The organism is Ruegeria sp. BE9, assembly GCF_056538765.1.
Window position 1 is genome coordinate 974,917 of record NZ_JBQFTS010000001.1, and the last position, 15,137, is coordinate 990,053.

Below are 15,137 nucleotides of genomic sequence, written 5' to 3' on the forward strand. Positions count from 1 at the left end.
TGGTCTCGCGTTAATTTTGGGGCTCACCGCCAGCGGCGGCTCGCTTCTTCAGTCGCAAGACCGGCGATAAGTGCTCCGATTGCCAAAGTCCACAGGATTTCCGGCACAATAAGCTGGTGTCCGTATTCCACGCCAATCTTAAAGATAGCGATAAGGGCTTCGAACGGTCCTTCATAGCGATGACGCATCGCCAAGCGGAACATTTCATAACAACCCTGAACGAACAGCCCCCAGAACACCAACGTCGCAATGCCCGTCAGACCGTTGTTCACAGCAGACGTCCACCCCTTCCCGGCCCTTTTGCCCATGACAACCCAACCACAAACGAACCCAATCAACATGTTGACGACAGTGAAAGATCCATAGTCCTTACCCTCGTCCCCGTTATCGATGATCATGCCCGAAACCAAAAAGGCCACCGCCAATAGGCAGAGAGCAGCAACAAGACGCGAAGCAGTTGGCATTCGAAATTTCCGTTTGTTAACCGGGTTTTGCTATAGTGATCTGTGTCACATCGCAATTGCCGGTGTCAAAGGCTGCGCCGCATGCAGTCAAATAATAATTCCACATGCGGCGGAAACGCTCATCAAAACCCAATTCCGAAATTTCGTCCCATTTGTGGTTAAAAGTATCGTACCAACGGCGCAGGGTCAGGTCGTAACTTTTGCCGAACTCCCGCGACTTCACGACGCTCAATCCAGCCTGAGTAATCTCTTGCTTCAGGATCGAAGGCGCGGGAAGCATTCCGCCGGGGAAAATATATTTTTGAATAAAATCAACGCCGTTTTTGTAGATATCCCACCGATGATCGGCAACTGTTATGATCTGCAAAGTGGCTTGTGCTCCGGGCTTTAGACGCTCGCGTACAGTTTCGAAGTACACCGGCCAGTATTTCTGACCAACGGCCTCAAACATCTCAATCGAAGCAATGCCGTCATATTGACCCTGCTCGTCACGGTAGTCCTGCAACTTCAGGTTAACCATGTCTGAAAGTCCAGCATTATCAATTCTTTGCTGCGCAAACTTCAACTGTTCTCGGCTGATCGTCAGACCTGTGACCCGTAAGCCACGCTCTTTCGCAGCATATTCTGCGAAACCTCCCCAGCCACATCCGATTTCCAGAATGTGATCGCCGGGCTTTGCCCCCATTTCGTCAACGAGACTTGCATACTTGGCGGTCTGAGCCTTTTCCAAGCTTTCTTGCCCTGTCTCAAACAACGCGCTGGAGTACGTCATGGTATCATCCAGCCACAAGCCATAGAATTCATTACCCAAATCGTAATGGTAGGAGATATTCTTCTTTGCTTGCTTGCGGTTGTTTCGATGCAACCAGAACCTTAGACGCTCATAAGCTTGAACGAGGAACTTGCCAGTAAAGTCGTCATAGACTGTCTCAGTACCCAAATGCACCAGATCCATGAAGGACCGCAGATCAGGTGTGCTCCAGTCCCCTTCAAGATAGGCATCCGAAAACCCAAGCTCTCCCTCCCGGATCAACCGTGCAAAGACGTCAGGGTCGTGAATATCAACACGGGCCACGGGGCCCGGCTTTCGCCCTTCGGATCGAAAAACACGACCATCAGGCAGCGCAATATCAAGGCGCCCTGCCTCCATCTTGTTCAACATCTTAAAGACCTGCGCAAAGTATCTGGGCAAGTCTTTCTGACCTTCAGTCGTCGTAAGGATCATCCGCTCTCCCCTGTGCGGTGGTACGATAAGGCTAGGCCGAGTTTGTGTTTCTGGCAAGTTTTCAATTCCTTACTGGGATTTCCGGTCTTCATAAGCCGCCAATGCACGCGCCCGCCCCTCTGCAAGATCGACTACGGCGGCTGGGTACATTTCACTTGGGTCAAGCCCCCACGATCGCGGCGTGGCGTCAAAATACGCCAATGCAGTGGGTGGCGGATTAGACTGACCTTCTGCAATCCATCGGTTTAGGTAGGCATCCTCTGTATCAAACTTTTCCTGTTGGGTGTGTGGATTGAAAACCCGAAAAAACGGAGAAGCGTCAGGCCCTGAGCCGGCGACCCACTGCCACCCCATCGCATTTGACGCCGGATCCCAATCCACAAGGCAATCGGCAAACCAATCCATACCGATTTTCCAATGGGTCATAAGATGCTTGGTAAGATAGCTGGCTACAATCATTCGAGCGCGGTTATGCATTCGGCCTGTAACGTACATTTCCCGCAATCCGGCGTCGACAACCGGTATTCCCGTACGTGCTTGTTTCCATGCAAGAACTTCCGGCCGAGACTCGTCTGTGTTCCAGGGGAAGGAATCCCATTCAGGCTTCCAGTTTTTGCTTAACAATTGCGGCGTATGGAACATCAGGTGATAGGCAAACTCGCGCCAAACCAGTTGGCGCAAGTATGCGTCTGTCCCCTTTGCGCCATTCATTGCTACCCGTTCGACCGCATACCACACGCTTCGTGGACTGATCTCTCCAAGCGAAAGATAATCGGACAAGCCCGACGTCCCATTCAGGTAGAGGGTATTTCTGTCTTCAGAATAGTTGGAAATGCGCTCCAGAAAGTCGTGTAGAACATCGTACGCCGAAGCTTCTCCGGCCCGAACAAATTGTTCAACGACAGAAGCTCCTCGGTTCATCGCTGCGCCCATGTTCCAAGCTTCCAATTCATCGGTATCGGGCCACCGAACAGGCCCTGAAACAAGAGACGGCGCCCGAACAGGAGCCGTTACTGCGCGCCCCTGCACTGCCCTCCACATCGGTGTGAAGACGCGGAAAGGCTGGCCTGCTTTCGTCGCCACCGTCCACGGTTCAAACAAGAGATGACCCGCGAAGGACTTTGCCTCTATCCCGTCATCAGAGAGGCTCGCCTTTATCCGAGTGTCCCGCGCAATGGCTTCGGGATCGTAGAGGCGAGACCAGTACACAGTAGTAGCGCCGGTCTCGGCGATTAACCCCTTTAACACAGTCAAAGCATCTCCACGTCGGAGAACCAATTGACTACCAGCATCCCTCAAGGACTGCGCGAGTTTCTCAAGCCCCAGCCCAAGCCGCCATTTGGGTGCAGCACCCAAATTTTGTACGCTATCATCGTGAATAAATAGTGGAATGACCGGCCGGCCTGACTCCACCGCCTCATTCAAAGCCGGGTGGTCCGACAGACGCAAGTCTCGCCGGAACCAGAGAATTACCGGTGACAGCTCGTTTTCCATAGTAGCCCTGTAGTTTTCTTCGAGGTACGAAGCAGAGCAAAAATTGGATCACAAAACGGCGTCAAGTCCAGCTAATAACTGATCAATTTCCTGTTTTGACGTGTAATGCGTGAAACTCACACGTAACACGCCTTGATCGGGATCCACGCCCATCGCTTGTAAAGGGCGTACAGCGTAGAAGTCTCCGCCTCCGGCCATCACGCCATGCGACGCCAGTTCAGAAGCAACTGCGTAGGCATCCCTGTTAAGAGAAAGTGCAACGGTAGGTGCACGAAGTGACGCATCCGACGGTCCGATCAAACGGACGTCGTTACGATCTTTGACCGCATCAAGCACAGGCTGAAGCAGCAAAACTTCATGGGCGCGCATCAGATCGTGAACAAACTCTCCACGTGCGTTGGCGTCTGTCTCAGGGCCTCCGTGATGTGCGCATAAATCGTCGATATAATCCGCCATACCTGCACTGGCTGCAATTTGTGCGTGGTCCGGGCCCGCCGGAGTAAAGCGCTTGTACAAGGTATCGCCGTTAAAATAATGCGCCTGGTTCGGCAGCAACTCACCCAGAGAACGACGAATAACCATGCACCCTTGATGCGGACCGTAGGTTTTGTAAGCCGAAAAAAGATAAATATCTGGCCCCAAATTACCGACATTGGGAAAACCGTGCGGAGCGTAAGAAACACCATCCACACAAACAAAAGCGCCTGCAGCATGAGCAATTGCAGTGATCTCGGTTACCGGGTTGATTTCACCGACCACATTTGAGCAATGAGGGAAACAAACCAGACGGACCTTCTCGTCCAACAAATTCTCCAGTGTTTGGGGATCTAAAGAGCCAGTCTCAGGATCGATCTGCCATTCCCGGATCTCGATACCTTCTTCGGCAAGTCGCCGCCACGGCCCGGAATTCGCCTCGTGATCCTGGTTCGTAACAACGATGGCTTCCCCCGGCTTCATCCACTGGCGAAACGCTTGCGCCAACACATAGGTGTTTTGCGTGGTTGATGGTCCAAAGCTCAGTTCATCCGTGTCCACACCCAAAATCGCAGCCATGCGTGCGCGGGCCTCGTCCATCTCTTCGCCTGCCAAACGGCTGGGCTCAAAAGGGTTGTAAGGCTGAACTTTAAGCTGCGTGTAGAACCGTGTCAGACGATCTAGTACCGGCTTGCACGTGTATGACCCACCCGCATTCTCAAAAAACGCATGTCCTTTCAGGCTGGGCTCAGCGAAGGCCGGAAACTGCGCTCGGACAAAATCTATATCAAGAGTGCTCATGGCACGTCGCTCCTTAGTCATGCGGTTTTTCCGGCAAAGTGCCCGCGCATGATTTCGGACAGCTCGGAAATCACGGCAGGTCTTCCAGCCCACCCACTCACCTTTAAACAAACAAAGATATGGGCAGCCTTTCTGGGCAATAAATCGCAACCAAAAGGCATGGTTACCTAGACACTGACAGCGTCTTGGGTCAACCCGACCAAAAACAAAAAAAGCCCCGGCAACTGGCCGGGGCTTTTGTAATCGCTACTGAAATCAGCGGCGGCGTTTTTCGTTCGCCAAACCGATGAAGATCGATACGCACATCAGCACGAGGACGATCGCAAACGGGAAGCCAGTTGCAATCGCGGCAGCCTGCAAGGCGCCAAGTCCACCGCCCAACAACAGCACGACAGCAATCGCGCCCTCCAGAATGCACCAGAATACGCGCTGCGCAGTGGGAGCATCGGTCTTGCCACCAGCCGTGATCGTATCAATCACGAGCGAACCTGAGTCTGAGCTGGTCACAAAGAACACGACGACCAAGATGATGCCAACGAACGAGAGCAATCCTGTCATAGGGAAGGCTTCGAACATCTTGAACATCTTGAGTTCAAGCGCGGCATCCGACAGTGCCTGACCAGAACCAGACATGACCTGATCCAGTGCCGCACCACCAAAGACGCTCATCCAAAGTGCGCCAACGACAGTTGGGATCAGAATTACGCAGGTCACGAATTCGCGCACCGTCCGACCACGCGAAATGCGAGCAATGAACATGCCAACGAAAGGTGACCAGGAAATCCACCACGCCCAGTAGAAAGTGGTCCAGCCCTGCATGAAGTTGGCGTCTTCACGACCTACCCAGTTCGACAAAGCGGGCAACGCGATGAAGTACTCGACCATGCTGTCGAAAAAGCCAGTCAGAATTGCGGCAGTAGGCCCAACGATCAGCACCAACAACAGCAGCGCTGCGGCCAGGATCATATTGGCTTCGGACAGGCGTTTTACCCCCTTGTCGAGGCCAGCAACGACAGAGATCAAAGCAAATACTGTGATCAAACCGATCAACAGCACTTTCATCCCGTCCGTAATCGGCACATCGAACAAATAGTTCAGACCAGCCAGTGCTTGCGTCGCCCCAAGGCCAAGCGATGTTGCCAGACCAAAGATCGTTGCAAAGACCGCCAAGACGTCAATGATATGCCCCAGCGGACCCCATGTAGCCTCACCAAACAACGGGTAGAATACGGACCGCATGGTCAGCGGCAAACCACGGTTAAAGCTGAAAAAAGCCAGCGCCAAAGCGACAACGGCGTAGACAGCCCAAGGGTGCATGCCCCAATGGAAAATGGTGGCGGCCATAGCCAGCTTTTTCGAGGCTTCTGGGTCCTCTAGCCCTGCCCCCAACGGTGCCCAGTCTGTGCGCACACCATCCTCACCAACAGCGACACCGCCAAGCGATGACCCGTAGTGTGAAATCGGCTCTGCCACACCCCAAAAGACAAGCCCGATTCCCATGCCTGCAGCAAAAAGCATCGAAAACCAGCCAGCGTAGCTGTAATCCGGCTTGGCATCGTCTCCGCCCAAACGGATCGAGCCATAGGGCGTTACGATCAACAGCAGCGAAAACACCACGAAAATATTCGCGGCTATCATGAACACCCAGTCAAATTTGCTGGTCAGTGCCGGACGCAGCCACCCAAAGAATTCGCTAGCCTGCTCGCGGAAAACGAGCGAGAAAAACACGAACGCAATGATAGTAAGCCCCGAAACGGCAAAGACCGGATTATGGACATCCAGACCCATGATCTGGACGTTATCCTGACCGACTTCATAGTCGGTCTCCGTATTATCGGACATTGTCTCTTTTCCTTCCTTCCTCGGTGCTCCGGACTTTCAATATCCGTCACCGAAAAGGGTTGGCTGAGAAGACTAGTTAGCAGGAAAAAACGACAAAATTCACAAAAACCGACATACAGATTGCGACGCTTTGCGAAATTATTGGAACAAGGCTTTGAAACAAAAAAGGCCGGGATTGAAGCCCGGCCTGTGAGTTCTTTTTCTGTAGGTCAGCCCTGAACTTTGGTGTAGGTCCCTTCACCCGCCAGAATACCGCGGAACCCGCCGGGTTCGTCTAGGCCAAACACGATCAGCGGCAGGTTGTTATCGCGCGCAAGCGCGATGGCCGAAGCATCCATAACGCGCAGGCGCTTGGCCAAAACGTCGTCATACGTCACCGTGTCATAGCGAACGGCATCCGCGTGCTCTTTGGGGTCTTTGTCATAAATACCGTCAACACCGTTCTTACCCATAAAGATAGCTTCACAGGCCATTTCGTTGGCGCGCAACGTCGCGGCGGTGTCGGTGGTAAAGTACGGGTTCCCGGTGCCGGCGGCAAAAATACAGACACGTTTCTTTTCAAGGTGACGCACGGCGCGGCGACGGATGTAGGGCTCGCAAACCTCGTCCATGCGGATGGCTGAAATTACCCGGGTAAAGACCCCAATCTCTTCCAATGCCGATTGCATCCCCAGCGCATTCATAACAGTTGCCAGCATGCCCATGTAATCGGCGGTTGTCCGCTCCATACCCTGGGCCGAGCCGCTGAGACCACGGAAGATGTTTCCTCCGCCAATTACCATACAAATCTCAACACCCAGATCGTGAACCGATTTCACCTCTTGGGCGATCCGCTGGACAGTCGGCGGGTGCAGACCGAACCCTTGATCCCCCATCAACGCCTCACCAGAAATTTTCAGCATAACGCGGTTGTACTTTGTCTTCGGGCTATCGACAGTGTCGGATGTGGGGGAAAGGCTCATGTTGCGCTCCGGGCTGGCACGGGTTTATTTTCCGGCGCAAAATGAAGCAAAAACTCCGCAGGTTCAATGCGGATGATAAGGAATGAGGCGCCTGCGGATGGCCAACGTCAAATCAGTGCAGTTTTGGGACCGCCTGCCCCCTATTCCCGACGGGAAGCCTGTGCTCATCGCGGGCCCGACTGCATCGGGGAAATCCGAACTGGCCCTGCGGATCGCTGAAGAATTTGGCGGCGTCATCATCAACGCCGACGCCAGCCAGGTATATGACTGTTGGCAAATAATCTCGGCCCGGCCATCGGACGAAGATGAAGCCCGCGCACCGCATCTGCTGTATGGTCATGTTCCATATGATCAGGAGTATTCCACCGGCCATTGGTTGCGAGAGGTGATACCATTGCTTTCGGGCGGCAAGCGCCCGATCATTGTGGGCGGCACCGGCCTGTATTTCACTGCGCTGACTGAAGGGATGGCGAAGATTCCGGCAACCCCGCCAGAAATACGCGCCGATGCGGACCAGCTGGATCTGACGACACTAATTGCCGGTGTAGATGCCCGCACCTTGGCCCGGATAGACACACAAAACCGTGCACGCGTTCAACGTGCTTGGGAAGTGCAACAGGCCACCGGTCGGAGCTTGAGCGAGTGGCAAGCGGACACGCCTCCTCCGGTTCTTGACCTCAGCAACACGCTCCCAATCGTTTTTGACGTCGATAAGCTATGGCTTTTGGATCGTATCAACCGTCGCTTTGATCTGATGCTTGAAACCGGTGCGTTGGCCGAAGTTGAGAAGATGCGCGGCCTCTACGATCCCTCTCTGCCTGCCTTTAAAGCAATCGGCGTACCAGAACTCATCGCCTATCTTGAGGGGCGAATGACATTGGACCAAGCCAGAGAACGCGCAACAATTGCCACCCGTCAATTCGCCAAACGGCAGCGCACCTGGTTTCGAGCGCGAATGAAAAACTGGAATCCAGTAGACTTCTCAAAATGATACCACGAACAATTTAGCCATCTTCGGCTAAAATATTCGAACACGCTCAACTGAAACGAATCCACTGAATCCAACCAGCGGAATCGCCGGGAATCATACGCCTTCTAGGTCGGATCTGTCGGAGTAACCGACTTCAATATGTCGTTTTTGGGCGTCGAATGACGATTTCGAACGTTGACCTAACCGAATTTCTGGGGCCGAATACCGACATGGGGATACGCAGAATCCAAAAAAAACGAAACCCGCGAACCTGCTGCTCGGTGCTTTTCGAGCTAAGCGGTTCAGAAATTCTTCGAAAAAAACACTATGTCACAGGGAGAGACATACATGAAAAAGCAAACAATTACCGGAGCACCGATTCACTGGGCAGCAGAGATGCACGCTCAGGAGTATCGGGACGGCAAATTGAACCGGCGAGAATTCCTAGCCCGCGCCACCGCGCTAGGTGTTGCCGTGCCAGCTGCTTACGGGATGATTGGTCTGCAATCACCTGCTGCGGCACAAGAGCCTCAGCGTGGCGGCACAATCCGCTATCAAATGGAAGTGCGCGCGCTGAAAGATCCGCGGACTTATGACTGGACACAGATCGCCACCTTTACTGCAGGCTGGCTGGAGTATCTGGTCGAGTACAACAACGACGGTTCGTTCAAGCCAATGTTGCTGGAAAGCTGGGAAACGAACGATGACGCGACCGAATACACACTGAACGTCCGCAAAGGCGTAAAGTGGAACAATGGTGATGACTTTACCGCCGAAGACGTCGCGCGCAACATAACTGGCTGGTGCGACACCACGCTCGAGGGTAACTCGATGGCGTCTCGTATGGCATCGTTGATCGACGAAAATACCCAGCAGGCATCAGAAGGTGCTATCACTGTTGTCGACAGCCACACTGTAAAGCTGAAGTGTAACGCGCCTGACATCACGATTATCCCAGGCATGGCTGATTATCCTGGCGCTATCGTTCACAGCAGCCATGATGCCAACAATATGCTGGAAAACCCGATCGGCACTGGGTTCATGATCCCGGAAAGCCATGAGGTCGGCGTTAAAGGCGTTCTGGTTCGTAACGAAGACTTCGAATGGTGGGGATATGAAGCCGGAAAAGGCGGTTATATCGACCGGATCGAGTTTATCGACTACGGCACCGACCCGGCGGCCTTCCTAGCTGCCTACGAAGCCGAAGAAATCGACATGAACTGGGAATCGGTTGGTGAATTCGTCGACATCTTTGACAGCATCGGCCTTGTCCGTTCGGAAATCCCGTCGGGCTTTACCATCGTCATCCGTCCCAACCAGTTGGCTGAAGATGCGAACGGTAACAAAATCTACGGTGACAAACGCGTGCGCCAGGCGCTTGCAATGGCCGTCGATAACGCAGTGTGCCTGGAGCTCGGCATGTCCGGCTACGGCATTGTAGCCGAAAACAGCCATGTCGGTCCGATGCACCCCGAATACGACTCGGAAGTGACACGTATTCCGTATGACCCGGCCGGAGCGAAAGCGCTGATGGACGAAGCGGGCATGGGCGATTTTGAGCACGAAGTTCAGTCCATCGACGATGACTGGCGCCGTAACACAACTGCGGCGGTTGTTGCTCAGCTCAATGACGCGGGCATCAAGGCCAAGCACACGGTTCTGCCTGGGTCGACCTTCTGGAACGACTGGACCAAGTACCCGTACTCTTCGACCAACTGGAACCACCGTCCGTTGGGTACGCAGGTTCTTGCACTTGCATACAAGTCGGGCGTGGCATGGAACGAATCCGGCTTTGCCAATGAAGAGTTTGACAAGTTGCTGGCAGAAGCAAACTCGATCGCTGATGTGGACATGCGTCGCGAAGTGATGGCCAAGCTTCAAGCGATCATGATCGACGAAGGTGTTGTCATCCAGCCTTACTGGCGGACCGCAATGCGTCACCACCGTGACAACATGGTCGGTGTTGAAAAGCATATCGCCGACCTGCCTCAACTCTATAAATTCGGCTTGATTGGCTAAGCCGATTACAAACGGGCCGCGCCACAGAGGCGCGGCCTTTTCGTCCTGACCGCGGTAACACAAAAAAACAGCAACGCGCGGAACCGGAATTTCTTCGCGCTAGCCTACCAACAGGGGCCAATATGGGACTTTTCATTCTAAAGCGTGTCGGCATCATGCTCATGACAGCATTATGCCTGACATTCTTGGTCTTTTTCCTAACCAACCTTTATCCGAACCTGGAAAAGCTTGCGAAAACGCAAGGCAACTTCAGAATGTCGGATGAACAGGTTGAGAGCTTTCTGGAAAAGAACGGATATCTTCAGCCGATGCCGGTGAAATACGGCGAATGGCTTGGTGTTCTGCCATCCTATCGACACACGAATGAGGACGGCACAGTTCAGGGAAGATGTATTCTGCCGGGAGAATCCGCAGAGACCGCCCCGAAATTCTGCGGCATTTTGCAAGGCTACTGGGGGTACTCCACAGTCTTCAAAGAAGAAGTGTCAACCGTTGTCGGTACTCGTCTGGGCCTGACAGGTAGGCTGATGTTCTGGGTGATGTTACTGATGGTCCCTTCTGCGCTGATACTAGGTGTATTGGCCGGTATGAAAGAGGGATCAGCGACAGACCGGACGCTGTCCACCTTTGCCATCACCACTACGGCAACGCCAGAATACGTTTCGGGCGTGATCTTCATCGCGATCTTCACCTCATCTGCTGTTGGCTTGAAATGGTTCAAGGGCACGGCGACGCAAGCGATGGAGAATCCGACTTTCGAGAACTTCTTCTTACCGGTGCTGACCATCGCACTCTACGGCATGGGGTATATCGCCCGGATGACACGCGCGTCGATGACGGAGGTCATGACTGCCCAATACATCCGAACCGCACGCCTCAAAGGGGTGTCCTTTTCGAACATCGTTATGAAGCACGCCCTTCGAAATGCGCTTATCGCGCCGTTCACAGTAATCATGCTGCAATTCCCTTGGTTGTTGAACGGCGTCGTGATCGTCGAAACCCTGTTCAACTATAAAGGCTTTGGTTGGGCACTGGTTCAGGCGGCAGGCAACAATGACATTCAGCTATTGCTGGCGATTTCGGTCGTGTCGGTCTTTGTGGTGCTCGTGACGCAGCTGATCTCAGATATCGGCTATGTCTACCTCAACCCACGCATCCGTATTTCGTAAGGAGGGATAGATCATGGAACCACTTACCTGGACCGGCTCTATCGCCCTCCTGAACCCTTTGCTTCTGATCGCGATAGCAGCCCTTTTGGTGTCGATTGTTGTTTGGATCGTTGGCAGCATCGTTTTGCCAGAGCCAACGATAAGCGTGAATATCGACGGCACGATCAGCTCCAGCTCAGGCCTTCGTGGACTGACACAGCTGGCGCTGCGCTACAGCTTTATGGCATGCGTCGCGCTCGCTTTGGCCTACATCGTTCTGGGTGTTCTCATGGGCACCAGCGCTGGCATCATTGGCGCCATTTCACAGCAGTTTCTGCCTGTATGGCTGTCCTTAATCATCCTGTTTGCAATGTCGATTGCCTTTAAACGCAAGCTGGGCTTGTACGGCAAACTATTCGATAGCCCGATTGGCATGATTGGATTTGGCCTTGTGATGTTCTGGGTGTTCACCGGCATCTTTGGGGCGATGGACCTGATCATCACCCATGATCCTCTAGACCAAGTTTCCGGCATGAAGAACAAAGTGCCAGGAACTCCTCTGCCCTCAACGGAAGACGGAGAATACGCTTGGTATCTACTGGGCGGAGACAACCTTGCGCGCGACGTCTTTAGTCGCATGGTCAAAGGTGCATGGATCGTCGTGCAAATTGCACCGCTGGCCACCATGTTTGCCTTTATGGTCGGGATCACTTTGGGCCTGCCTGCGGGTTACTATGGCGGTCGCTTGGATACGTTCCTGTCGTTTCTGGCAAACCTGATCCTGGCGTTCCCCGTGATCCTGCTGTTCTATCTGCTGGTCACACCGGAAATCGTGGCAACTGGGGTGCCGAACTACATGGCGGCAGTGCTGTTTGTGTTCCCAATACTGTTCCTTGCAGTTCTGCTGAACTCGCGGTTCTACACCCGCCCCACCTTCCGAACCCCTTTGTTGATCGGCGTATTGGGCATTGCTTTGTGGCTGTATCTGTCCCTGATTTCGACCGGCGGTTACATCATAAACACCGACAGCTATAGCATCTGGGGCTTGCCTACCTATCTGGACCTGTTCGACATTCCCGGAGGCATCCTGGTGGTGTTCGTCTCGGTTGTGTTTGTGAACTCGCCAACAGTGTTCCGTATCGTGCGGGGCCTGGCGCTGGACATCAAAACGCGCGACTACGTGGCGGCGGCTCAAACCCGCGGAGAAGGTCCGTGGTACATCATGCTGTGGGAAATCCTGCCCAACGCGCGTGGTCCACTGATCGTCGATTTCTGTCTGCGCATTGGCTACACCACAATCCTGTTGGGGACTTTGGGTTTCTTCGGCTTGGGACTGCCACCGGAAAGCCCGGACTGGGGTTCGACGATCAACGAAGGGCGTAAGCTCTTGTCGATCTATCTGCACCCGGCCCTGCCGCCCGCGCTTGCGCTGTTGTCACTGGTTCTGGGTTTGAACCTGCTGGCCGACGGTCTGCGCGAAGAAAGTCTGAAAGACTGATGTGATCGAGGCCGGGGGGAACACTTCCCCCGGTTCCCCGAGATTTTAGCCAGATGATGGGGACACTCCCTGACTCTCGCGAGGAGAAACACAGATGAACAAATTGGCGGACTATGACGGGCCTATTCTAGAAATCGATAAGCTGTCGATTTCATTCTTTACCCGCCTTCGGGAAATCCCGGCCGTTATGGACTTTTCGGTGAGCGTACAACCCGGCGAAGCTGTCGGATTGGTTGGAGAATCCGGATGCGGCAAGTCCACCGTGGCGCTTGGGGTTATGCAGGACCTTGGTAAAAACGGGCGGATTGTTGGCGGATCAATAAAGTTCAAGGGGCGCGATCTTTCCGAGATGACTGCGGACGAATTGCGCGACATTCGCGGCAATGAAATTGCGATGATCTATCAAGAACCGATGGCATCGTTGAACCCAGCCATGAAGATCGGCAAGCAGTTGATGGAAGTGCCGATGATTCACGAGGGTGTCAGCTCTGACGAAGCTTATGCCCGCGCTTTGGAAGTAGTCACTGACGTTCGCCTACCTGACCCTGAGCGGATGCTGAACTCTTTCCCGCACCAGCTTTCGGGAGGTCAGCAGCAACGGATCGTCATCGCCATGGCGCTAATGTCAAAACCGGCTTTGTTGATCCTAGACGAACCTACGACCGCATTGGACGTGACGGTCGAGGCCGCCGTAGTCGAGCTGGTCAAGGATTTGGGTAAGAAATACGGCACCTCGATGCTGTTTATCTCGCACAATCTGGGGCTCGTTCTAGAAACCTGCGACCGGCTGTGCGTGATGTACTCCGGTGAAGCGGTCGAGCGTGGCTCGATCCACGATGTGTTCGACGAGATGCAGCATCCGTACACACAGGCTCTGTTCCGCTCGATCCCTTTGCCCGGCGCGGACAAGAACGCGCGTCCGCTTGTGGCTATTCCAGGCAATTTTCCCCTGCCCCACGAACGCCCGCCGGGTTGTAACTTTGGCCCACGCTGCGACTACTTCGAAGAAGGCCGTTGCGACGCACAGAACATCCTGATGGAGCCGGTGCCGGGCAATGACCGCCACCATACTCGTTGTTTGAAATTCAATGAGATCGACTGGAACGCTCCGATCACCGTGGGTGAACAGAAAGAGAAAGGCGAGATCGGACGCACTGTCCTTAAGATGGACAACCTCAAGAAGTACTACGAGGTGGCCGCAAATGCCCTCTTTGGCGGCGGTGACACCAAAGTTGTGAAGGCCAACGAGACGCTTAGTTTCGAAGCGCATGAATCTGAGACTTTGGCCATCGTGGGTGAATCCGGTTGTGGGAAATCCACTTTTGCCAAGGTGCTGATGGGTCTGGAAACCGCCACGGACGGCCAGATCCTGCTGGATAACCGCAACATCGAAGCTATGCCGATTGAGGAGCGCGACGCCAAGACCGTCGGCGAAGTGCAAATGGTGTTCCAGAACCCGTTTGACACGCTGAACCCGTCGATGACTGTTGGCCGCCAGATCATTCGCGCACTAGAGATCTTTGGCGTAGGCAAATCCGAAGCAGAGCGTAAAAAGCGGATGCTAGAGCTTTTGGATCTGGTGAAACTGCCCCGCGCGTTTGCCGATCGAATGCCACGGCAGCTATCTGGCGGGCAAAAGCAGCGCGTTGGTATTGCCCGAGCCTTTGCCGGTGACGCGCGGATCGTTGTGGCGGACGAACCAGTATCGGCCCTCGACGTATCCGTACAGGCGGCGGTAACTGATCTGCTGATGGAAATTCAGCGGGAACATAAGACAACGCTGTTGTTCATCAGCCACGACCTTTCAATCGTCCGCTATCTCAGCGACAGGGTAATGGTTATGTACCTCGGCCATGTGGTGGAACTGGGCACAACCGATCAGGTCTTTGCGCCCCCTTATCATCCCTATACCGAAGCTCTTCTGAGCGCCGTTCCTATCGCGGATACGTCGATCGAAAAACAACACATAGTGTTGGAAGGGGATATCCCCTCGGCAATGAACCCACCTCCGGGTTGCCCGTTCCAAACCCGCTGCCGTTGGAAGTCGGAAGTGCCGGGTGGGATGTGCGAACGCGACGTGCCGCCGGTGAAGACATTAGAAGATGGGCATCAGGTTAAATGCCATCTGTCCGAGGAAGTTCTGGCCCGGATGGAACCCGTCATCAAGATTGCGGCTGAATAGCCTTTGGAACAGCTAAGCAGGGGCGCCGTCATTAGACTGGCGCCCCTGTCATATTTCT

Annotated in this window: 11 protein-coding genes; 5 read left to right on the forward strand and 6 right to left on the reverse strand. The window is 54.0% G+C overall.

Annotated elements, in window-relative coordinates:
• Positions 1–23: 23 nt before the first annotated feature.
• The 6 genes from ACR0EO_RS04760 to pyrH form a co-directional block, all read right to left on the reverse strand.
• The gene (locus tag ACR0EO_RS04760; protein ID WP_480687501.1) at positions 24–464 is read right to left on the reverse strand and encodes a TrgA family protein; all 441 of its coding nucleotides are present in this window, start codon (positions 462–464) and stop codon (positions 24–26) included.
• A gap of 16 nt (positions 465–480) precedes the next feature.
• Complete coding sequence (locus tag ACR0EO_RS04765; RefSeq protein ID WP_480687503.1) at positions 481–1,689, reverse strand: class I SAM-dependent methyltransferase; 1,209 nt, start codon at positions 1,687–1,689, stop codon at positions 481–483.
• Between the two features lie 69 nt (positions 1,690–1,758).
• On the reverse strand, positions 1,759–3,183 hold the full coding sequence (locus ACR0EO_RS04770) for a cryptochrome/photolyase family protein (protein ID WP_480687505.1): 1,425 nt from the start codon (positions 3,181–3,183) through the stop codon (positions 1,759–1,761).
• A 48-nt stretch (positions 3,184–3,231) separates the two neighbouring features.
• The gene (locus ACR0EO_RS04775; RefSeq protein ID WP_480687507.1) at positions 3,232–4,458 is read right to left on the reverse strand and encodes an aminotransferase class V-fold PLP-dependent enzyme; all 1,227 of its coding nucleotides are present in this window, start codon (positions 4,456–4,458) and stop codon (positions 3,232–3,234) included.
• A gap of 255 nt (positions 4,459–4,713) precedes the next feature.
• On the reverse strand, positions 4,714–6,300 hold the full coding sequence (locus ACR0EO_RS04780) for a BCCT family transporter (protein ID WP_480687509.1): 1,587 nt from the start codon (positions 6,298–6,300) through the stop codon (positions 4,714–4,716).
• Between the two features lie 209 nt (positions 6,301–6,509).
• On the reverse strand, positions 6,510–7,262 hold the full coding sequence (gene pyrH, locus ACR0EO_RS04785; protein WP_480687510.1) for a UMP kinase: 753 nt from the start codon (positions 7,260–7,262) through the stop codon (positions 6,510–6,512).
• A gap of 97 nt (positions 7,263–7,359) precedes the next feature.
• On the opposite strand from pyrH, the gene miaA reads away from it, so the two are divergent.
• The 5 genes from miaA (at position 7,360) to ACR0EO_RS04810 (ending at position 15,079) form a co-directional block, all read left to right on the forward strand.
• Positions 7,360–8,253, forward strand: coding sequence for a tRNA (adenosine(37)-N6)-dimethylallyltransferase MiaA (gene miaA, locus ACR0EO_RS04790; protein ID WP_480687512.1), 894 nt, complete (start codon positions 7,360–7,362; stop codon positions 8,251–8,253).
• A gap of 327 nt (positions 8,254–8,580) precedes the next feature.
• Positions 8,581–10,251: an ABC transporter substrate-binding protein gene (locus tag ACR0EO_RS04795; RefSeq protein ID WP_480687514.1), complete on the forward strand. Its 1,671-nt coding sequence runs from the start codon at positions 8,581–8,583 to the stop codon at positions 10,249–10,251.
• A 122-nt stretch (positions 10,252–10,373) separates the two neighbouring features.
• Positions 10,374–11,420 (forward strand): ABC transporter permease, encoded by a 1,047-nt coding sequence (locus ACR0EO_RS04800; RefSeq protein WP_480687516.1) that lies wholly within the window; start codon positions 10,374–10,376, stop codon positions 11,418–11,420.
• A gap of 13 nt (positions 11,421–11,433) precedes the next feature.
• Positions 11,434–12,897, forward strand: coding sequence for an ABC transporter permease (locus ACR0EO_RS04805; RefSeq protein ID WP_480687518.1), 1,464 nt, complete (start codon positions 11,434–11,436; stop codon positions 12,895–12,897).
• 94 nt (positions 12,898–12,991) lie between these two features.
• Positions 12,992–15,079, forward strand: a complete 2,088-nt coding sequence (locus ACR0EO_RS04810; protein WP_480687519.1) for a dipeptide ABC transporter ATP-binding protein — start codon at positions 12,992–12,994, stop codon at positions 15,077–15,079.
• The last annotated feature ends 58 nt before the right edge of the window (positions 15,080–15,137 follow it).

Bases quoted from the DNA above. Each gene is read 5' to 3' on its own strand.
- ACR0EO_RS04805 (WP_480687518.1), top strand. From the start codon at position 11,434: ATGGAACCACTTACCTGGACCGGCTCTATCGCCCTCCTGAACCCTTTG.
- ACR0EO_RS04810 (WP_480687519.1), top strand. From the start codon at position 12,992: ATGAACAAATTGGCGGACTATGACGGGCCTATTCTAGAAATCGATAAG.
- ACR0EO_RS04780 (WP_480687509.1), bottom strand. From the start codon at position 6,300: ATGTCCGATAATACGGAGACCGACTATGAAGTCGGTCAGGATAACGTC.
- ACR0EO_RS04800 (WP_480687516.1), top strand. From the start codon at position 10,374: ATGGGACTTTTCATTCTAAAGCGTGTCGGCATCATGCTCATGACAGCA.
- ACR0EO_RS04760 (WP_480687501.1), bottom strand. From the start codon at position 464: ATGCCAACTGCTTCGCGTCTTGTTGCTGCTCTCTGCCTATTGGCGGTG.
- ACR0EO_RS04765 (WP_480687503.1), bottom strand. From the start codon at position 1,689: ATGATCCTTACGACGACTGAAGGTCAGAAAGACTTGCCCAGATACTTT.
- miaA (WP_480687512.1), top strand. From the start codon at position 7,360: ATGGCCAACGTCAAATCAGTGCAGTTTTGGGACCGCCTGCCCCCTATT.
- ACR0EO_RS04795 (WP_480687514.1), top strand. From the start codon at position 8,581: ATGAAAAAGCAAACAATTACCGGAGCACCGATTCACTGGGCAGCAGAG.
- ACR0EO_RS04770 (WP_480687505.1), bottom strand. From the start codon at position 3,183: ATGGAAAACGAGCTGTCACCGGTAATTCTCTGGTTCCGGCGAGACTTG.
- pyrH (WP_480687510.1), bottom strand. From the start codon at position 7,262: ATGAGCCTTTCCCCCACATCCGACACTGTCGATAGCCCGAAGACAAAG.
- ACR0EO_RS04775 (WP_480687507.1), bottom strand. From the start codon at position 4,458: ATGAGCACTCTTGATATAGATTTTGTCCGAGCGCAGTTTCCGGCCTTC.